Source organism: Saccharibacillus sp. WB 17 (genome assembly GCF_008634075.2).
GTDB classification, from domain to species: Bacteria; Bacillota; Bacilli; order Paenibacillales; family Paenibacillaceae; genus Saccharibacillus; species Saccharibacillus brassicae.
This window is the reverse complement of the sequence record NZ_VPFK02000023.1, coordinates 11192-30877: the sequence shown is the minus strand read 5'-3', so window position 1 is coordinate 30877 and position 19686 is coordinate 11192. Positions and strand designations below refer to the sequence as shown.

General features: G+C 61.4%; 13 protein-coding genes. 8 read left to right on the top strand and 5 right to left on the bottom strand.

Annotated elements, in window-relative coordinates; all coding sequences use genetic code 11:
- The first annotated feature begins 111 nt into the window (after positions 1 to 111).
- Positions 112 to 486 (top strand): hypothetical protein, encoded by a 375-nt coding sequence (locus FTE24_RS11665; RefSeq protein ID WP_150234660.1) that lies wholly within the window; start codon positions 112 to 114, stop codon positions 484 to 486.
- Positions 487 to 662: 176 nt separating this feature from the next.
- Here the strand turns inward: FTE24_RS11665 and FTE24_RS23480 are convergent, their stop codons facing one another.
- Positions 663 to 2717: an S-layer homology domain-containing protein gene (locus tag FTE24_RS23480; protein ID WP_150234662.1), complete on the bottom strand. Its 2055-nt coding sequence runs from the start codon at positions 2715 to 2717 to the stop codon at positions 663 to 665.
- Positions 2718 to 2934: 217 nt separating this feature from the next.
- Entirely contained in the window at positions 2935 to 3891 is a 957-nt protein-coding gene (locus FTE24_RS11655) for an L-lactate dehydrogenase (protein WP_150234664.1), read from the bottom strand.
- Positions 3892 to 4199: 308 nt separating this feature from the next.
- On the opposite strand from FTE24_RS11655, the gene FTE24_RS11650 reads away from it, so the two are divergent.
- The gene (locus FTE24_RS11650) at positions 4200 to 5198 is read left to right on the top strand and encodes an NADP-dependent oxidoreductase (RefSeq protein ID WP_150234665.1); all 999 of its coding nucleotides are present in this window, start codon (positions 4200 to 4202) and stop codon (positions 5196 to 5198) included.
- Positions 5199 to 5372: 174 nt separating this feature from the next.
- Here the strand turns inward: FTE24_RS11650 and nagZ are convergent, their stop codons facing one another.
- Positions 5373 to 7214, bottom strand: coding sequence for a beta-N-acetylhexosaminidase (gene nagZ / locus FTE24_RS11645; protein ID WP_150234667.1), 1842 nt, complete (start codon positions 7212 to 7214; stop codon positions 5373 to 5375).
- A gap of 86 nt (positions 7215 to 7300) precedes the next feature.
- Positions 7301 to 8482 carry a LacI family DNA-binding transcriptional regulator gene (locus tag FTE24_RS11640; protein WP_150234669.1) on the bottom strand — a complete coding sequence of 394 codons (1182 nt, stop codon included), beginning with the start codon at positions 8480 to 8482 and terminating at the stop codon, positions 7301 to 7303.
- A gap of 95 nt (positions 8483 to 8577) precedes the next feature.
- Here FTE24_RS11640 and FTE24_RS11635 point away from each other — a divergent pair, with 95 nt between their 5' ends.
- The gene (locus FTE24_RS11635) at positions 8578 to 10011 is read left to right on the top strand and encodes a glycoside hydrolase family 1 protein (RefSeq protein ID WP_150234671.1); all 1434 of its coding nucleotides are present in this window, start codon (positions 8578 to 8580) and stop codon (positions 10009 to 10011) included.
- Between the two features lie 529 nt (positions 10012 to 10540).
- Here the strand turns inward: FTE24_RS11635 and FTE24_RS11625 are convergent.
- Positions 10541 to 11092, bottom strand: coding sequence for a CcdC family protein (locus FTE24_RS11625; RefSeq protein WP_141448292.1), 552 nt, complete (start codon positions 11090 to 11092; stop codon positions 10541 to 10543).
- A gap of 214 nt (positions 11093 to 11306) precedes the next feature.
- Between FTE24_RS11625 and FTE24_RS11620 the strand changes: the two genes are divergently transcribed.
- Genes FTE24_RS11620 through FTE24_RS11600 form a run of 5 tightly spaced genes read left to right on the top strand, consistent with a single transcriptional unit; the run spans position 11307 to position 19685 of the window.
- Positions 11307 to 11690, top strand: coding sequence for a response regulator transcription factor (locus tag FTE24_RS11620; RefSeq protein WP_150234673.1), 384 nt, complete (start codon positions 11307 to 11309; stop codon positions 11688 to 11690).
- Positions 11687 to 14869 carry an ATP-binding protein gene (locus tag FTE24_RS11615; RefSeq protein WP_150234675.1) on the top strand — a complete coding sequence of 1061 codons (3183 nt, stop codon included), beginning with the start codon at positions 11687 to 11689 and terminating at the stop codon, positions 14867 to 14869. Before FTE24_RS11620 ends, FTE24_RS11615 begins: the two co-directional genes overlap by 4 nt.
- Positions 14862 to 17105: a response regulator transcription factor gene (locus FTE24_RS11610; protein WP_160441733.1), complete on the top strand. Its 2244-nt coding sequence runs from the start codon at positions 14862 to 14864 to the stop codon at positions 17103 to 17105. The genes FTE24_RS11615 and FTE24_RS11610 overlap by 8 nt, the downstream gene beginning before the upstream one ends.
- The gene (locus FTE24_RS11605; RefSeq protein WP_150234679.1) at positions 17102 to 18202 is read left to right on the top strand and encodes a HEAT repeat domain-containing protein; all 1101 of its coding nucleotides are present in this window, start codon (positions 17102 to 17104) and stop codon (positions 18200 to 18202) included. The genes FTE24_RS11610 and FTE24_RS11605 overlap by 4 nt, the downstream gene beginning before the upstream one ends.
- On the top strand, positions 18183 to 19685 hold the full coding sequence (locus tag FTE24_RS11600; RefSeq protein ID WP_150234681.1) for a glycosyltransferase family 2 protein: 1503 nt from the start codon (positions 18183 to 18185) through the stop codon (positions 19683 to 19685). The genes FTE24_RS11605 and FTE24_RS11600 overlap by 20 nt, the downstream gene beginning before the upstream one ends.
- The last annotated feature ends 1 nt before the right edge of the window (position 19686 follow it).

Here is a 19686-nt window from a genome sequence, read left to right as displayed (position 1 = left end):
TCCGCGATCGGAATAAAAAAACGGAAAAATTTGCTGTTCGCTGTTAAGGTTTTGTTCCGAAATGACGTTGATATAGAAAAAGGAAAACGTACCCAGGAGGTTATATCCATCATGTTCAAAAGAAAGCTTGCTCCGGCGGCGCTGGCCGTCGCGATCGCGTTCTCCCTGACGGGAGCCGTCCCTTCGACCCATGCGGCCGCGCCGGTGCTGTCTGCCGGACCTTCGGCCGCGTCCGTGGAGTCCGACGTTCTGGTCGGTGAACTGGCGTCCGCAGCGTCCGCAAGCCCGGCCCGCGCGCAGGAGACGTTGAACCGCGAACTCGCCGTGTCGGCGGACGCGTTCGAACGGCTTCAGCCGGAAGCGGCCTCGCTGGCCGACGGCAAAGGGCTGGTCGTGTTCTGCGCGTCGATGGCCCTGTCGCTGGCGCTGATGTTCGGCGTGTTCGGCCTGTCGAACTTGAGAAAAAACGGCCGCCGGAGCCGCTGAGCCCGCTTCGGGCGGAGACGGGACCGACCCGAAAGCGGCATAACGAAAAACCCTTGCGACTCCGTCGCAAGGGTTTTTCGGCTTAACGAGAATGAAGATGGAATTTGGCCTTATCGCAAGGGGCCCCTCGATCAGACCTGATCAGACCGGATCAGACCGAGTCAGACCGGACCCGATCAGATCGGGGTCTGGAAAATTTCGCCGCTCGAAATGGAATAAGTAGGCGCGGTTTTGCCACGTCCGTCCCTGAGCGTGAACGAGAACGTGATGGACGCGCCTCTGTCCGCCGAAGTCAGCAGATACGATTTGCCTGTTACGCCTACAATTTCCTGTTTGTCTTCGCCCGGCTTCGTCCGATACCATTTGATGACGGTTCCCGATTCGCCGTCGCCGTCCTCATCATAGAAGACATAATTGGCCTGCAAAGTGCTGCCGACCAGGCGATTGCCGTCCAGCGTCACATCCCGGGATTCCGGCGCATGGTTGATCGGGGAGATCGGATAAGCGAACGACGGGATCGGAACATTTTTTTTGCCGCGAGCGTCCTGAACGGTCAACTCGAACATCACCTTTTGATTGGCATCGTCCGCAGTCAGGGTATAGCTCCGCGCCGTCGCGCCCGGGATCACTTGGATAACGGACTCGCCGTTTATCCGATACCATTGGATCGTCGGGTCGCTTTCAGCATCGCCGTCCATATCGTTGAACGTATACTGGACAGTCAGCGTCTGGCCGACTTCTTGGAGGCCGGACGCTATGATATTCGTGGCATAAGGAGCGTTGTTGAACTCCTGAATGACGTCCGTGGCCGAAGCTTCGGCTTTGCCCGTGCGGCTCATGTAATCGATCGGCGTCACTTCGAATAGGATGCGTTTGCCGACGTCTGCGGACGTCGCTCTATAAGTCTTGTCCGGACTCTCGGTGACGTTTTTGACTTCGGTTCGGGTATCGTCGCTCTCCAGGCGATACCATTTCAACACCGAGCGGCCTTCGCCGTTGCCATTGCCGTTGAACGTATACGAGCCGGTCAGCACCTGGCCGACTTCCGGATTGCCGAGAATGCCCACGTTGGTTGCGAACGGGAGGAGGTCGGCTTTTTTGACGACGGAAGACAAGGCCGAGACCGCCGCTCCGGCCAGGCCGCGCGAATCGTTCGTTCTCACTTCGAATTCAATGCGTGAGCCGAGGTTGTTCGGAGCGATCTCGTAGGAGATGCCGGTCGCGCCGGCGATAGCGGTCCGATCGTTTTTGGCGTCGATCGCATACCATTGGAAGGAAGTGTTCGTCTCCGTATCGCCTGCATCCGGATCGTTGAACGTATACGAGCCGTGCAGCGTTTGGCCGACCGCCGCTTTGCCCTCAATCTTCACGGAAGTCAGGAATGGAGCGCTATTGCCGGGAACCGGAACGGGCGTCGGATCGGGAACCGGTACCGGAGTCGGCGCAGGAGCCGGAGTCGATGGCGCAGGCTCCACGTACGTCGGAATCGGAGTCGGATCGGGTACAGGGACCGGAGTCGGAACCGGCTTAGGTACCGGGACGGGTACTGGAGCTGGAGTAGGAGCAGGAGTCGGGATCAAAGGCCGAACCGGGCTCGCTTCCGTCTTCGCTTGGTACGCCCGTACCGCGACCATGGCCGCTTCTTCGCGCTTGGCGACGGCGTTAGGTCCGAAGCTTCCGTTCGTTCCGATCATCAGGCCGGATTGGAGAGCGCTTGCCACGTACAAGGAAGCCCAGCCATGAATTGCAGCCGCGTCTTTTAGCGATTTCAGCGAATCGGTGTTCGTTGGGCGCGGAAGGTTCAGCATTTTGACCATCACGACCGCAAGCTGTTCACGGGTGACCCTTTCTTTGGGTTTGAAAAGTTGGCCGCCTCCGCCTTCCATGATGCCCGCGAGTCTCACGGCTTCGACGAAAGGCGCGCTCCAATCGGTGCTGGACACGTCTTTAAAAGAAGAAGGCGCCTTCGAAGTCTTCACCGGAAGCTGAAGCAGTTCGACGACGACTTTGGCCATCTCTTCGCGGGTAATTTGGTCGTTAGGACGGAAGTTGCCGTTCGCGTCGCCCGAAAAAAGGTTCAGCAGTTTGGCTTGGGTAATCGCGTCGCGGGACCAGGAGGAAGCTTTGTCCAAATCTTTGAATTCGGATGTCGGGGCTGCCTGTGCGCTGAACGAACCCATCAGGCTTGCGGTGACGACCAGAGATGCCAGTACTTTTTTGGTAACTTTCAAAAAACTTCCCCCTTAAATGTAGACGAATCTAACTCCTTATATCGGAGGAATTTTTCATGATTTTATAGGTAAACAGATAAGTTGAGAAAAATTTAATCGGATCATTTCTACAAAAAAGCACCCGGTTTCGTCCGGTTCCGCGAGACTCGCGAAAACGTTCGAAACCGGGTGCTGGGCAAGATCGGAGCACGTGGATATCCGCTGCGCGTCCGTTCGTTCAGGAAGGCTGCACGACGCTGTCGACGCCTGCGCGAATGATATCGCACGAGCGCTCGAACAGAATCTTCTCTTCGTCGTTCAGATTGAATTCGATCAGTTCCTCGATGCCGCCGTCGCCGATGATCGCGGGCACGCCGACGCAGACGTCCCGCTGGCCGTATTCGCCGTCGAGGATCGCGGAGACGGCGATGATGCGGTGATCGTCGTTCAGGATGGAACGGGTGATATAGGCGATCGCGCTGCCGATGCCGAACTGCGTCGAACCTTTGCGGGTGAAAATCTCCCAGCCCGCGTCCTTCGTCTTGCGCGCGATATCGTTCAGGTCGAGATCCGGGAAGCGCAGCTTGTGCTCTTCGACGATATGCAGCATCGGCTTGCCGCCGATCGTGACGTGCGACCAGGCGACGAACTGCGATTCGCCGTGCTCGCCCATCGCGTAGCCGTGGACGCTGCGCGGATCGACCTGGAACACGTCGGCCAGCAGCGTTTTGAGCCGCGCGGAATCGATCGACGTGCCGGTGCCGATCACGCGGTGGCGCGGCAGACCCGATACCTGGGCCGCGATCATCGTCACGACGTCGACCGGATTCGCGGCTACGACGAAGATGCCGTCGAAGCCGCTGCCCATGACGGACGTGACGACTTCGCGCGTGATCGAAGCGGCTTCGGCGATGATATCCATACGCTTCTGTCCGGCTTTGACGTTGGCGCCGGCCGTCAGGACGACGATGTCCGCGTCCGCGCAGTCGGCGTAACGCCCCGCCCGCACGCGCGTGCGCGTCGAAGTGAAGTCCGCGCAGTGGGACAGATCGAGCGCCTGCGCCAGCGCATGTTCGTGATTGCGGCTGATGATCACGATCTCGTCGCAGATGGACTGGTTGATCATGGCGTAAGCGCTGCTCGATCCGACCAGACCCGAGCCGATAATCGCGACTTTACGGTTTTTTTTGCCCATATTCGCACCTCTTGCTTATGATTTATTTACTTACATGAAATTTTTCAGGAAAGTGACTTTTTTCATTTTAACGGAAAAAAGAACGGTTGTCAGCCAACAAATACAGAAATATGTTACAATACGTGACACCATTGACGATTTCGAGCGAATACGATGAAAGGAAAAGGGACAAAAGAAGCAATTGCGGCCAAAACGGGCTTTTTTCGCGCCAAAAGGGTAATACATAGAGGTGCCTTTTTCGGCAGTCCGCTTTCGTGAGGGAGCAACTGCCGGCAAACGGCGAACTTTAACGGAGGTGACGGAGACCCATGACGCAAAACAAACGCTTTGTACTGGCCAGCCGCCCGAACGGCATGCCGACGCGGGAAAATTTCGAATTGAAGACGGAAGAAGCGGCCCGGCCCGAAGACGGCGAGATCGCGGTCGAGACGCTGTATTTGTCGGTCGATCCCTACATGCGCGGACGGATGAACGACACCAAGTCGTACGCCAAGCCGTACGAGATCGGCGGCACATTCGGCGGCGGATCGGTCGGACGCGTGACGGAGAGCCGGCATTCTTCCTATAAAGAAGGCGATATCGTGCAGGGAGGCTGGGGCTGGCAGACGCAGGCCGTCGTGAACGGCGATCTGGCGGTCAAAGTCGACGAGAGCCTCGCTCCGATCCAGACGGCACTCGGCGTGCTTGGCATGCCGGGACTGACCGCTTACTTCGGCCTGCTGGACATCGGGCAGCCCAAGGAAGGCGAGACGGTCGTCGTATCCGGCGCAGGCGGAGCGGTCGGCATGATCGTCGGCCAGATCGCGAAGATCAAAGGCGCACGCGTCGTCGGCATTTCCGGTTCGGAAGAGAAAAACCGGTATCTGTCCGAAGAACTCGGCTTCGACGCCGTCGTCAACTACAAGACCGAATCGCTGGACGAAGCGCTTGCGGCCGCGTGCCCGGACGGCGTAGACGTCTATTTCGACAACGTGGGCGGCGAAGTGAGCGACGCGGTGTTCCAACTGCTGAACGCCAACGCGCGCGTGCCGCTGTGCGGCCAGATCTCGCTGTATAACGTGACTGAACCGGAGCCGGGTCCCCGCTTCCTGCCGCTGCTGCTTACCCGTACCGCTCTGGTCAAAGGGTTCCTCGTCGGCCAATACCAGGATCGATACGGCGAAGCGATTCCGGAGATGGCAGGCTGGCTCAAGGACGGCCGTCTGAAATACCGCGAAAATATCGTCGAAGGCTTCGAGCAGTCGCCGGAAGCGTTCTTCGGACTGTTCAGCGGAGAGAACCTCGGCAAGCAGCTCGTCAAGGTCTAACGGCCGGCACGAAAATCGAGACCAGTCTTTTATTTTTATATGAAAAAAGAACTGAAAATCGCGAAAAAAGCCTAAATAAAAAGCGCGAGAAAAAACGAGCCTGCCGGGAAACCGGGGCTCGTTTTTTTTATGGCGTTTTTTGGGGTTGGACGCTTTTTTTTCGCGATAGATACGTTACTTCAAATACTTCTTTTTCAACGCCACAATCCGGGCTGCGCTCTCGTCGATACGCGACTCGGAAATTTGGCCGGAGCGCACCGCCTGCTTGATCGCCTCGATCGTATCGATCGCGTTGCCCGCGCCGTGCGCCACGAGGACGATATCGCTGCCGGCCGCGACCGATTGAACGGCCGCTTCGCCGATTCCGTAGTTGTCCGCGATCGCGCCCATCGTCATGTCGTCCGTCATGATCACGCCGTCGAAGCCCAGCTTGCCGCGCAGCAGATCGGTCATGACGGCGGGCGACAGGGAAGACGGAAACTGCTTGTCGAGCTTGGGCAGCAGAATATGGGCGATCATGACGACGTCCGCCTGCGCGTCGATCGCTTTTCTGAACGGGATCAGCTCCAGCTTGTCCAACTGCTCCAGACTTTTGTCCACGACGGGCAGCGCGATATGCGAATCGACCGACGTGTCGCCGTGGCCCGGGAAATGCTTGACGACCGGAATGACCTTTTTGGATTCCAGTCCCTGCATGACCGGGATGCCGAGCTTCGAGACGAGCGCCGCGTCCGCGCCGAACGAACGGTCGCCGATCACGGGATTGTCCGGGTTGCTGTTGACGTCGAGCACGGGCGCGTAATCGAGGTTGAATCCTTGCGAGAGCAGTTGGTCGCCCAGCTGCTCGCCGATCGAACGGGCGTAAGCCGCGTCGCCGCGTTCGCCGATCGCGCCGGCGGTCGGGATCTTGTCCACGCCTGTGAGGCGCGCGACCCGGCCGCCTTCCTGATCGACGCTGACGAGCAGCGGAAGTTCGCCGTTCGGATTCGCGGCTTGGACTTCGGCGACGAACGTTTTCGTCTGCGCCGCCGAGTCGATATTGTCCGCGTAGAAAATAACTCCGCTCACGCCGTAATCGCGAATCAGCGCGCGATCTTCTTCGCGCAGCGAAGTGCCTTCGACGCCGGCGATGACCATCTGGCCGATTTTCTCGTCGAGCGTCAGCCCGGCGAGCAGGCCGGCCGTATCGCCCGCAGCGGCGGCAGCGGCAGATGACGGCGTCGATCCGTCCGCGGCAGCTTCGGCGCCTGCGGCCGGCGCGGTGCCAGTCGCCGCGGTGCCGCCGTCAGCCTGCGGCGCGGCGGCGTCGGGCGATTCGCCGGAAGCGGCCGCGGCGGGCTTCGACGCCCGGCCGACGAGCGAGATATGGTCGAGCGGCGGATTCTCTTCCGCCGTATCGCCTTCGCCGGCCCACGGCTTGGGCAGCACCCAGCGCAGCGTGTAGCCGCCGGGAAGGTCATAGCCGAGAATGAGCTGGTTGACCGTATCGTCTTTGTACGTGTTGACGCTGTCCGCTTCGCCGAGCGTGTCGAGAATATCGCGGTAGCGAATCTCCGCGAGCGATTCTGCGTTTGAACGCAGGTCGGTCACGACCTTGTTTTTGTAGCCGATCGTTGTGGCATGCGCCGCGTACTTGGCGTAGGTTGCGCTGCCGTTCGCCGAAGTCTGGTCGGCGGACTGCCATTTGCGCTCGACTTCGCCTAGGGAGGTACGGCCGACGGTGAAGTCGGCCGTATCGATCCGGCCTTGCCCGGCGAGCGCGACGATCGCCGCGATCCGGTCGGCCGCGGGATCGGCTTCGGCCGGCGGTTCCTCGGCGGAAGCCTGCGGTTGGTCGGGCGGCGGGACTTCGCTTTCTGCGGCAGGCGCGGAGGGCGGAGCGGCCGAACCGGCCGTGGACGTCGAGCCGCCGCGATCCTGCAGGTACAGCAGGGCACCACCGATCAGAACGAGCATCATCAACACGGCGGCGGCGATTTTGAGAACGGGAGCGGAGCTCCGGGTATTGCGGGCCATCTTCGGATCGGCTCCTTTTCGTGGTACATGGATTTGGTGAGACTTGAGGAACAGGTTTCTTCCTAATTAGTAAGGTCAGGTGCGGCTTAGGTGCCGCGAACTGCATTGCTGGCCGGGCTCTGCGTCGTCTCGCGCACGACCAGACCGAATTCCAGCGGCTTGAGCGGCAGCTGCTCGCCGAGCAGGCCGGGAGAGAGCAGGGCGAAGGCGTTATAAGCCTGATCCCGGATCGGATTCTGGATCGTGGTCAGCCCAAGCGTCTCCGCGATCGGCATGTTGTCGAACCCGACGATGCTCAGCTCGCCCGGCACGTCCCAGCCGAGTCTCCGCGCTTCGCTGAGCACGCCCGTCGCCACGAAGTCGTTGGCGCAGATAATGGCTTGCGGTACCGCAAAACTTCCGGATGTTCCTTCCGGAAGTTTTTGCGGCACCGCGAAAAGTCCGGATGTTCCTTCCGGAAGTTTTTGCGGCACCACGAAAATTCCAGATGTCTCTGATGGGATTTTTTGCAGCACTACAAAACTTCCGGATGTTCTTGCCGGATTCTTTTGCAGCACCGCGCCTTCATCCCCCGCACCCGCCAACAGCCGGCGAACCGTCTCTTGGCCGCTTTCCATATGGTAGACGGCTTTGAAGTACCAGTCGCGCCGGATGTCCAGACCGCGTTCGTGCATGAGGTCTTCGTAGGCTTGCGCCCGCCGCTTCGTATTGAGACTGTTTGGCCGCCCGAACGCATTGGCGATGTCGGTGATGCCGAGCGACAGCAGATGTTCGACCGCCAGCCGGTAGCCGGCGTACTGGTCCATCGCCACGGACGGAATATCCGGGCGGTCTGTCCGCTGCCACGAGACGATCGGGCCGTACTTGCCGTAAGAGCTGACGAGCGACAGTTCGTTGACGCACGTAATGATCAGCAGACCGTCGACCCTTTTCTGCTTCAAATCTTCGAACGCCTGAAGCTCGCGGGTTCGATCGGAATCGGACGTGTAGATGATCGTCTGGAATCCGTGCTCCGCCGCCACTTCGACGAAGCGCGTCATGAACGGGAGAATGATCTCGCTAATATTTTCCGTCACCATGCCGATTTGCAGCGTTTTGCCTTTGGAGAGCGAGACGGCGTTGCGGTTCGGCACGTAGTCCATTTCGCGGATGACGTTCAGGATCTTTTCCCGGGTGGATGGGCTGACGTGTCGGGATTTGTTCAGGACGCGGGAGACGGTCGCTTTGGAAAAGCCGCTCAGTTTGGCGATTTCTTCGAGATTGGACATCTTCTGGCTCCTTGGGGTTGACGTGGAACGCGTTTCACGGTTTATGCTGACTTCAAGACCTCTTTATCCATTCTAACACACAGGAGTGAATCGATATGAGCATGCAGTTTCCGGAAAACTTTTTGTGGGGCGGCGCGGTAGCGGCGAACCAATTGGAAGGCGCTTACCAGACAGACGGTAAAGGCTGGTCCATTCAGGACGTCACGCCCAAGGGCGGCTTCGCGGGACACGGCGGAGATCCGCTGATCACGGAAGCGCCGACGGAAGACAACATGAAGCTGATCGGAATCGACTTCTATAACCGATATAAGGAAGACGTAAAATGGTTTGCCGAAATGGGCTTCAAAGTGTTCCGCACCTCGATCGCCTGGTCGCGCATTTTCCCCAAAGGCGACGAAGCCGAGCCGAACGAAGAAGGCTTGAAGTTCTACGACGAGCTGTTCGACGAATGCCGCAAATACGGAATCGAGCCGCTCGTGACGATCTCCCACTACGAGACGCCGCTGCATCTGTCGCGTCAGTATGACGGCTGGGTCAACCGCAAGCTGGTCGACTTCTACGTGCATTACGCGACGACGGTGTTCAAGCGCTACAAAGACAAAGTCAAATACTGGCTGACTTTTAACGAGATCAACTCGATCCTCGAAGCGCCGTTCATGAGCGGAGGCATCTCGACACCGAAAAAAGACCTCAGCAAACAGGATCTGTACCAGGCGATTCACCACGAGCTGGTCGCAAGCGCGAAGACGGTCAAAGTCGGACACGAGATCAACCCGGACTTCCAGATCGGCTGCATGGTGCTCAGCATGCCGATTTATCCGCTGACGCCGAACCCGGACGACGTGATCCAGGCGATGGAATCCGATCACAAAAACATGGCGTTTGCCGACATCCACGTGCGCGGCGTGTATCCGGGCTACATGAAGCGCTATCTGCGCGAGAACGGCATCGAGATCAAATTCGAAGACGGCGACGCGGAAGCGCTCAAGCATACGGTCGATTTTATCTCGTTCAGTTATTATATGAGCATTTGCGAAACGGCCGATCCGGACAAAAAAATCCAGGGCGAAGGCAATCTGCTCGGCGGCGTGCCGAATCCTCACCTCAAAGCGAGCGAGTGGGGCTGGCAGATCGATCCGCAGGGCCTGCGCTACGTGCTGAACTCGTTCTGGGACAGATACCAGAAGCCGCTCTTCATCGTGGAGAACGGACTCGGCGCGGTCGACGAGCTGATCACGAACGATCAGGGCGAGAAGACCGTCGAAGACGATTACCGCATCAACTACCTGAACGATCACCTCGTGCAGGTCGGCGAAGCGATCGAAGACGGCGTCGAAGTGATGGGCTACACGACCTGGGGCTGTATCGACCTCGTCAGCGCCTCCACGGCGCAGCTCAAAAAGCGCTACGGCTTCATCTACGTGGACCGTCACGACGACGGCAGCGGCACGCTTGAACGCTACAAGAAAAAATCGTTCAACTGGTACAAAGACGTCATCGCGACGAACGGCAAAAGTCTGAAGCGTTAAGCTTCGAGCCTGAGTGACTGCGGGCTGCGTGTGGAAAAGAAAGACGCCTTCCCTGGAGGAAGGCGTCTTTTTGGTGCGCGCGTTGGTGGATAGGGCATGTGGGCGCCGGATTCCGTGCCGCTCCGCAAACCTGCGGACACGGCAGAGGCGGACAACAGGTACGGCAGCGCAAATAACTGCGCAGCAGCAGTTATTTGTCCGAATTCCGCTGCTTTTTTCGAAATAATTGCCTCAGAACACTTATTTGGCGGAAAACGGGAGAAAGACGGCTGTAAATGAAAAAATAACTGCTCTGGGGCAGTTATTTTCCGAAAAGGTGCTCTTGGAGCGAAATAAGTGTTTTCTCGCAGTTATTCCGGGACGTATACTTTGCGAATGCGAATGCGAATGCGAATGCGAATGCGAATGCGAATGCGAATGCGAATGCGAATGCGAATGCGAATGCGAATGCGAATGCGAATGCGAATGCGAATGCGCGCGGTTCGCCCGGCGGGTTTCGGGCAACGCGGAGGCGGTTTGCGTCAGCGTCTCAGGCTTTTGCCGCGCCCGCCGGCGTGCCGCCGCCTTCCGAGCCGCCTGTCATGCGCTTGAAACGCAGCAGCATGTTGAGGCGCCAGTGCAGGATCATGCCGAACGCGAGGATGAAGAACACGCCGCCGGTCTGCGGAAGCGTCACGAACCGTTCGACGTAACCGTGCAGCGCCAGACGGATCACGATCAGCGCGACGAGGATGAACAGGAACGCTTTGGATCTTTTGACGAACAGGTCGCTGCCGATCTGCTCGAACTTGGTGCCGAGAATGAGCGGGTACGCGAACAGGAACCAGCCGACGAGGAACGCGATCAGCGCGCCTGTCCACGGAATCTGGATGTCGCGGATCACGAACATGAAAAAGCCGGTAGCCATCCCGACGGGGGGCATCATGATCTTGCGTGCGGTGAGCGGGCGTTTGCTCGCTTTCATCCGCATGAACAGCGCCATGAACGCCATGCCCGCGAAGAACAGGGTGAACAGGACGCTCAGCAGAATCGGATTCAGCGAGAAAAATCGGTCGAACACGGAATTGATCCAGTCTATCATCTATAGGGCCTCTTCTCTGATTGGAATCGGTACGAATAAAACAGTGGAACCGGGCGTGCCGTAAACAGCCGCAGTTCCAGTATAGCACACCGAACCGGACGTTTTTAGAGCCGCTTTCCGCACGGGAGATTCGTTTTGGGGTAAGATTAGAAAGAAGAGTACAAATTCCATTGGCTTCCAGACCCGGCAGCCTTCAACGAACGGAGTGGCCGAGATGACCCGCAAAAAAATTCTGATCGCCGAAGACGAAATGGTACTGCGCTTTTTGTTGACGGAAACGTTGGAAGACGAAGGATTCGATATCGACGAAGCCGAAGACGGCCGGATCGCGATGGACAGTTTGCGGTACGGCGAATACGACCTGATCATCCTCGATTACATGATGCCCGAGGCGACCGGAATCGAAGTGTGCCGTTGGCTGCGCAGCGAAGGCGGGGCGAACGCGGACAAGCCGGTCATCCTGCTGACCGCCAAAGCCGAAGGGAAAGACCGCGAGGCGGCCATGCAGGCCGGCGTCTCGATGTTCGTGTCCAAGCCGTTCAGTCCGGTGGAACTGACGGAGATCGTCCGCAAGCTGACCGAGAGCCGTCCGTCATGAAGGCGGGCGTCTCCGGAGGATTGTCGCGGCGGATCACGTACGGGACGCTGGCGCTGTTTCTCGTGCTGGGCGTGCTGCTGGCGGCGGCCGAACTGGTCGTGCACCGGCAGTACGCGTCGTTGTCCGACGGGCTGAACGGACGCATCGAGCGGCTGAACCTGCTGCAGGATACCGAGCGCGAGTTCCTCGAATCGGTCTCTTATCTGCGGGCGTATGCCGCGTATGAACGCGAAGACCTTTACCGGCAGACGATGTCGGCGCGGGACGGGTACGACCGGCTGTTTCGCGACCTGAACGAAGCGTACGCCGCGGAGACGTCGGGCGGAGCCGAAGGCGTGCGGGAATTGGCGCAGCTGAACGAACGGTTCGACCGCTATTCGATCACGGCGCTGAGCCTGATCCAGGCGGACGATGCCGAAGCGCTGGCGGACTTGTCCGCTTCGGAAGGCAGTTCGCTGGTGCGGCGGATGGAAGCGGCTTTCTCCGGCCTGGTCAATCAGGAGCGGGAACGGATCGAGTCGTTGACCGATCGGGTGCGCACGCTCGGGCGCGCGATCCTGATCGTGCCGGCGCTTGCGCTGGCGGCGGCGCTCGGAGCGGCGATGCTGCTGATCCGGTATTTGCGCCGGGCGTTTATCGCGCCGGTCGTGGACGCCGAATCGGCGGTCGGACGGATCGAGCGCGGCGAGATCGTCGAACTCGGCGGCGCCGCGCGGCAGGACGAGATCGGCAGCCTGCTCGGCGGAATCGGGCGCATGGCCGAAGGCATTCGCAGCCGGCAGCATGCGCTGGAAGACAATCTGGTCCAGATGGAAGAACAGCGCGAAGAGCTGGAAGCGCAGAACGACGAGCTGGAAGCCCAGAACGAACAGATTCTGGAGCAGCGCGGCCGGCTAGAGCGGACGCTGGATCGTCTGACGCGTCGCGAAGCGCAGTTGGAAGCGATCAACGCGTACCAGCGGTCGCTGGTCGGATTGACGGATCTGGGCGATTTTCTGGAGCAGGCAATCGGGCAGCTGCTGAGCGTGACCGGGCGGGATGCCGGCATGCTCGTCATGCGCGGCGAAGCGGCGGAAGATCGCGTGCCGGACCGGCATGCGGGCGGGACGGACGAAGAGAACGTCCGCCGCAGCATTCTCGACCGCTTCGGCGAGCAGGGCTACGAAGTGCTGTACAGCGGCGGCTATCCGCTGTCCGCCGAAGAGTTCGGCGGGGAACCGGCCGGCCCGGCGCTGCAGGCGATCCGGACGAATCGCCCGATCGCGCGGCGGCGTCCGCTGTCGGGCGCGGAGCGGGGCGCCCACGGCGCTTACGAGACGGCCGTGGACACGTATTATCCCGTGTACGACGGAGGCGGGGAAGAACGTCCCGCGGGCTTCCTGCTGCTGACGCTGTACGGCGACCGTTCGGCGGAAGAAGGCGAAGAAGAACTGGCGGACGGCTTGATCCGGCAGTTCATCGGAGCGCTGTTCGCGCAGCTGACGCAGGCGCAGCGGCAGCGGCAGAGCCGGGAGATGGAGCGGCTCAACCGGGAGCTGGAACGCGAGAAGCGCAATCTGAGCGACCAGCGGGATTCGACGCAGCAGGTCGTCGATTCGATCCACGAAGCGCTGATCGTCTGCAGCCCGGGCGGCGAGATTCTCATGTGCAACCGGATCACCGGCGAACTGCTGGACCCGATCTTCCGCACGGGCCGGAATTTTGCCGACACGATGGACGAGATGAACGAGAAGCTCGGCATCGGGGGCGATGCCGGCGAACGGATTCGCGGCGTGCTGGAATCGGGGCTGGACGGCGGCCGGGCACGGTATGCGTTCGAGCCGCCGGGACGCCCGGCGAAATATTTCGAAGTGTACGTGCAGCGGATCGAAGACGCGGTCTGGGGCGATGTCCGCCTGTTCGTGTTCCGCGACCGGACGGAAGAAGAAGAGACGAACCGGCTGCGCGACGAGTTCGTCAGCGTCGTGTCGCACGAGCTGCGTACGCCGCTCGCCAGCATCCTCGGCTTTGCCGAGATTATGCTGAACCGCAGCGTCAAGCCGGAGAAGGCGCAGAAATACCTGAGCACCATCCACGGGGAAGCGAAGCGGCTGTCCGGGCTGATCGGGGATTTTCTCGATTTGCAGCGGATCGAAGCCGGCAAGCAGACTTACCGCACGCTGCCGCTCGATCTGAGAACGGTGACGGAAGACGTCGCCGCGCAGTGGGACGGCCGCTCCGGACATGCCGTGCGCCTGTCCCTGCCGGAAGGACCGTGCGCGGTGCGCAGCGACGCCGACCGGTTGAAGCAGGTGCTGCACAACCTGCTGAGCAACGCGATCAAATATTCGCCGGGCGCCTCCTTCGTCGATTGTTTCATCCGGCTCGAAACTCCGTCCCAAGCGGACGGTTCGCCGGAAGGACACGGACGCTGGATCGTCGAGATCCGCGATTACGGACTCGGCATTCCGGAAGAAGCGAAGCCCAAGCTGTTCGGCAAGTTCTACCGCGTGGACAATTCCGATCGCCGGCAGATCGGCGGCACGGGACTCGGCCTCGCGATCGTCAAGGAGATGGTCGAAGGGTTGGGCGGCGAGATCGGCTTCGATTCCACGCTCGGCGAAGGCAGCGCGTTCCGCTTCTCGCTTCCGGCGCTGGCCTTGGAGCAGACCGCCGGCACCGTGCTCATTCTGGAAGACGACGAAGGTCTCGGACGGCTGATCGAAGAAGCGTTCCTCGGCGAAGGCCGCCGGGTCTCCCGTTTCTCCGAAGCGGAGACGGCGCTGCTCGCCCTGGAGCAAGGTCGCGCCGAAGGGGTGCCGGACCTGTGCGTAGTCGATCTCGTATTGGCCGGCGAACTGGGCGGATGGGACTTTATCCGCCGGCTTGCCGCCGACGGGGAACTGCGCCGCGTGCCGATCGCGATCTCGTCCGCGCTCGATCCGCCGGACGGGTACGCGGAATCGGAGAGCGAGAAGTATCTGCGCAAGCCGTTTACCGTCAAAGAGCTGCTCGCGCTCGGACAGCGGCTGACGGGAGCGGGCCGCGATGCCGGTTCGCTCGCGCTGCCGCTGCCGAGCGAGCCGATGGCACGCGCTTCGCTCGAACATCACGGATTGGACATACGGAAGATCGAAGTGGAATCGGACTTTGCGATCGTGGAGATCCGGCCGGATGAAGGAGGGGAACGGCATGAATAAATACATGAATAAATATCAGAAATTGTTTGTCGGTCAAATGGAGGAGAATCTGGGCCGGATGTTGGCCCCCGACGCCCGCACCGACGAACGCTCCGTCTATCGGCTGCTGCATTCGGTCAAAGGCACGTCGGGCACGATCGGGCTGCAGGCCTGGTACGAGTCGGCGCTGCGGCTGCTGGAACGGTTCCGCGAAGACGGCGAGCGGACGTTCGGCGGAGCCGAACTGTCCGCCGAACTGGCCGAATTGTCCGCCCTGCTGGACGCGGCGCTGGAGACGGAGCCTCCGGCCCGGCCTTATCCGCCGCTGGCGGAAGCTCCGGGCGCCGGCGCAAATGTCGGCGGAAGTGGCGGTGCAAGTGCCGATGCAAGTGCCGGCACCCGGTCCGGCGCAGCCGCCGGTTCCGGTGCCGGCGAAGAGGACGCCCGAGCCGCCCGCGAAGCGGCGGAGAGAACCGCCGCGGCCGCAAGCGGGCCGCAGGCCGGCGCTCCGGTCGGTTCGGCCCCGAATGCGGGATCGCATTCGGGACCGGCACCGGAGGCCGGGCCGGAAGCGGACGCAGCCCCGGAGACGCCGTCTCCGGAAGCTTCGCCGCCCGGCGGCAAGATCCGCGGGCTGGCCGCCAGCTTGCGCGAGCGGCTGGGCCGGCGTACGGAACAGCCGGACGAAGCGGCTCAAGCGGCAGCCGATCCGGGCGACGCCGCCGGACAACGCAAACCGTCCACCTACGAAGCGGGGTCTTCCGATCGCGAAGCATCGTCGGCCTTACCGTCATCGGATTTTCCGCCTTCCGCCGTTTTACCATCGACCGTTTCGCCGTCGGCTCTGCCGCCTTCTGCCGTTCCGCAATCGGCCGGTCCGCCGTCCGCTTCATCGCCGGCCCTTCCGCCATCCGCCATGCCATCGCCCGCCGCCGCATCCGCCGGCGGCAGCTTCGGCACCCTGCCCGAATCGTCGGAAGGCACCGTGCTGCTGCTCGACGACGATCTGGGTCTGCTCGCCCTGCTCAAAGACGTGCTGGAAGAGCGGGGCTTCACCGTGTTCGCGACGCCGCGCTTCGACAAGGCGGTGGAATGGTTCTACGAGATGCGTCCGGACTGCGCCGTGCTGGACGTGCTGCTGCCCGGACAATCCGGCTTCGAGCTGATCGGGCGGCTTCGCGAACTGTGCGATCGTTACATGATTCCGATCGTGCTCATGACGGCCAAGAGCGACGACGAGACGCGTCTGCGGGCTTATGAAGAAGGCGCGGACGATTTCCTGACCAAGCCGATGAATCCGGAAGAATTCGTCGTGCGCATCCGGCGCCTGACCCGCCGGCGGCGGCGGATTACCGGGCAGCTGCTGCTCGATCAGACGACCGGCGCCTACGGCATGCCGTTTCTGGAGCGCGAGCTGACGCGGCAGATCGGCCTGCTCGAACCGGGCGGCGAGCCGCTTGCGCTGGCGGCGGTAGAACTCGACGGGCTGCGCCGCTTCAACGAGCGGACCGGCTACCGGGAAGGCGACCGGCTGCTGCGCGCGTTCTCCGACGCGGTGCGCCGGCAGCTTCGCCCGCGCGACGTGTGGGCGAGAGACCGCTCGAACCGTTTCTACCTGCTGCAGCCGGGACTCGAGGCCGGGCGGAGCGCCGAGTTCCTGCGGGAAATTCTGCAGGCCGATCGGCTCGGGCCGCTCGGGTTCGACGAGAGCGCAGCGATCTGCGGCGTGGTGGACGTCGGAGCCGACGACACGCAGCAGGAAGCGCTATCCGGCGCACTTCGGGCGCTTGAGACGTCGGCAGAGCGCTTCGGCTTGCCGCAGGGGCAGGAAGGATCGGCGGGAACGCCGGCTTCGCGCCAGCTGAGGCTGGCGCTGATCGACGACGATCCGTTGATCCGCACTATTCTGGAACGCCAGCTCCAGAGCCTGGAAGAAGAATACCCGATCGATATTCGCTCTTTCGCCGACGGCGAAGAATTCCTGAGCGATCCCTGGCATGCCGAAGGGTCCCGCTACCTGCTCGTGCTGGACCGGATGATGCCCCGGATGAACGGCATGGAAGTGCTGGCCCGGCTGCGCAGCGGCGATTACGCGCCGGTCTACACCGTGCTCATGCTGACCGGCGTCGGCGACGAGCGCGGTATCGCGGAAGCGATCCGGGCCGGCACGGACGATTACATGACGAAGCCGTTCAGCATGGTCGAACTGGAAGCGCGAGTGCGCCGGCTGATCGGGAAGGTGGCGATGCCTTCATGATCGACTCCGTCGTTCTGCGCGCGATCTGGATTGCCAGCGCCGCGATCGTGTTCGTCATTCTGCTGATTCTGCTGTATCTGATCGAACGCAAGTTTCTGCGTGCCCGCCACCGCGCGCAGGTGGAAGAAGTCATCGGGCAGCTGTCTTCGCCCGATTCGCCGCTCGGCGAATATTTGCGCAGCGGCGAGCGGACGCGCAGCCTGTACGCGTCCGGCGCCGGGCTGCGCCGGGAAGCGCTGGAAGAAGCGCTGCTGGACCGGCTCGCGGTCAGCGCCTCGGAATCGGAACGCGAGCGAATCTATGTGTTCGCGGCCGATTATTTTGCCGAAGAATACGCCCATCTGCTGACGCGCAGACGCTGGAGCGACCGCATGAATGCCCTGCTGCACATCGAGAAATTCCGCATCCGGGAACTGAAGGACAGCCTGCTGCGCCGTCTGGGCGAACTCGGCCCGGGAGCCGAAACCGACGACGAACGGTTCCTGATCGTCCGCTCGCTGTCTTCGCTTCAACTGGAAGAGACATTCGACCATCTGCAGCTGGCCGCCGACCGGTTCTCCGAGCTGCAGCTGCTGCAGGTGCTTCGTCCGCTGCGCGGAGAGCTGGCCGCCCGGCTGATCGCCGGCTTCGACGAACTGCCGATCCGCATCCGCCGCTCGGTGCTCGATACGCTGCGCCTCGGCAATATCCGCACGTCCGAAGTGCTGGCGCTGCTCGAACGCTGCATGGTCTCGGAAGACAACGAGACGCGTATCCGGGCGCTCAAGGCGCTGGCCAATTTCGGCTACATGACGGAGGAAGCGGCCGACCGCCTCGAAGCCCGGATGTCCGGCGGCGAGAACGTCGCCTGGCCGGAGCGGATGATGCAGGCGCGCCTGGCCGGGGCCGTGCGCGAAGAACGCTTCGCCGCGCATCTGGAGCGGCTGATGGCCGACCCGTCCTACGAGGTGCGGCGGGAAGCGGCAGCCGCGCTGTCGGCTTACCGCAGCGGGCTGGAGCGTATTCGCCGCGTGGCGGACGAACATCCGGACCGCTTCGCGAGAGACATGGCCGTAGAGACGCTGGAGAGGAGAGCTTATGAGCGAAACGTGGGTTGAACTTCTGATGCAGGGCCACCGGATATTCGGCTATGCGATCATGGTGTACGTCGGACTATCGGCCGGCATCTACATCTTCATGTACGGCGCGGCGGCGCGCAGCCTGTGGCGCGACCGCGACTTGAGCCCGATCCAGTACAGCACCGTGCTGGAGACGGAGCTGGTGCCGCCGCTGAGCATCGTCGTGCCGGCTTACAACGAAGACGTCAATATCGTCGGCAGCGTGCGTTCGCTGCTCGGCATCAATTACAAGCAGTTCGAGATCGTCGTCGTCAACGACGGTTCCAAAGACCGCACCGCCGAGATCATGATCGAAGAGTTCGACATGACGGAGATCAAGGGCCGCGTGCCGTTTGCCGGACTGAAGCGTGAGACGAAGCCGATCCGCGGCGTCTACCGCTCGCTTCGCCACCCCAATCTCGTGCTCGTCGACAAGGAAAACGGAGGCAAGGCGGACGCGCTGAACGTCGGTATCAACGTGTCGCGCTATCCGTACTTCGTGTCGCTCGACGGAGATACGGTGCTGGACGCGGACGCTTTTATCAAAGTGGTCAAACCGATCATGGACGCGCGTCCCGGTGAAGAGATCATCGCAACCGGCGGCAGCGTCGGCATCGCCAACGGCAGCGTGGTCGACAGCGGGTATCTGGACAGCCGGAACGTGCGATTGTCGGAAAATCCGATCGTCATCATGCAGGTCATCGAATATTTGCGCGGCTTCCTGATGGGACGGATCGGGCTGAGCCGGTACAATATGCTGCTGCTGGTCTCGGGCGCGTTCGGCGTGTTCAACAAAAAATGGGTCATCGAAGCCGGCGGCTACGAGACGGGCACGATCGGGGAAGACATGGAGCTGACCGTGCGCCTGCACGCGGAGATTCGCCGGAAAAAAAGCAAGGCGCGCATCGTGTACGTGCCCGAGCCGGTCTGCTGGACAGAAGCGCCGGAGAGCTTTACCATTTTGCGCCGGCAGCGGACCCGCTGGCAGCGAGGCCTGTTCGAGAGCATCTGGACGCACAAAAAGATGATCCTCAACCCGCGCTACGGCCGGGTCGGGATGCTGTCGATGCCGATGTTCCTGTTTATCGAGCTGCTCGGCCCGCTGGTTGAACTGTTCGGTTACGCGACGGTCATTTTCGGCTTTTTCCTCGACCGGCTCAATATTCAGGTGTCGCTGTCGCTTGCGCTGATGATGCTGCTGTTCGGCTCGCTCGTCTCGACAGGCGCCGTCTTGTTCGAAGAATGGCGTTTTCACAATTACAACCGGATTCGCGACGTGGTACGCATGTTTGTCTACGCGCTGTCCGAGTCGTTCTGGTACCGGCCGGTGCTGACGATTTGGCGCGCCCAGGGACTGATTCAGGCCATTCGCGGCAAAAAGCACAGCTGGGGCGAGATGACCCGGGTCAACGTGCTCGGCGCAACGAAAAAGCCGGGCATCGTGCCGGGTCCCGCAGCCGCGCCGCCGAAAAAGAAGGAGTGAG

What these genes read in the sequence shown, in the direction of transcription:
- FTE24_RS11640 (WP_150234669.1), bottom strand. Translation starts at nt 8,482, where the DNA reads ATGTCCAATCTCGAAGAAATCGCCAAACTGAGCGGCTTTTCCAAAGCG.
- FTE24_RS11665 (WP_150234660.1), top strand. Translation starts at nt 112, where the DNA reads ATGTTCAAAAGAAAGCTTGCTCCGGCGGCGCTGGCCGTCGCGATCGCG.
- FTE24_RS11615 (WP_150234675.1), top strand. Translation starts at nt 11,687, where the DNA reads ATGAAGGCGGGCGTCTCCGGAGGATTGTCGCGGCGGATCACGTACGGG.
- nagZ (WP_150234667.1), bottom strand. Translation starts at nt 7,214, where the DNA reads ATGGCCCGCAATACCCGGAGCTCCGCTCCCGTTCTCAAAATCGCCGCC.
- FTE24_RS11600 (WP_150234681.1), top strand. Translation starts at nt 18,183, where the DNA reads ATGAGCGAAACGTGGGTTGAACTTCTGATGCAGGGCCACCGGATATTC.
- FTE24_RS11610 (WP_160441733.1), top strand. Translation starts at nt 14,862, where the DNA reads ATGAATAAATACATGAATAAATATCAGAAATTGTTTGTCGGTCAAATG.
- FTE24_RS11635 (WP_150234671.1), top strand. Translation starts at nt 8,578, where the DNA reads ATGAGCATGCAGTTTCCGGAAAACTTTTTGTGGGGCGGCGCGGTAGCG.
- FTE24_RS11625 (WP_141448292.1), bottom strand. Translation starts at nt 11,092, where the DNA reads ATGATAGACTGGATCAATTCCGTGTTCGACCGATTTTTCTCGCTGAAT.
- FTE24_RS11620 (WP_150234673.1), top strand. Translation starts at nt 11,307, where the DNA reads ATGACCCGCAAAAAAATTCTGATCGCCGAAGACGAAATGGTACTGCGC.
- FTE24_RS11650 (WP_150234665.1), top strand. Translation starts at nt 4,200, where the DNA reads ATGACGCAAAACAAACGCTTTGTACTGGCCAGCCGCCCGAACGGCATG.
- FTE24_RS11655 (WP_150234664.1), bottom strand. Translation starts at nt 3,891, where the DNA reads ATGGGCAAAAAAAACCGTAAAGTCGCGATTATCGGCTCGGGTCTGGTC.
- FTE24_RS11605 (WP_150234679.1), top strand. Translation starts at nt 17,102, where the DNA reads ATGATCGACTCCGTCGTTCTGCGCGCGATCTGGATTGCCAGCGCCGCG.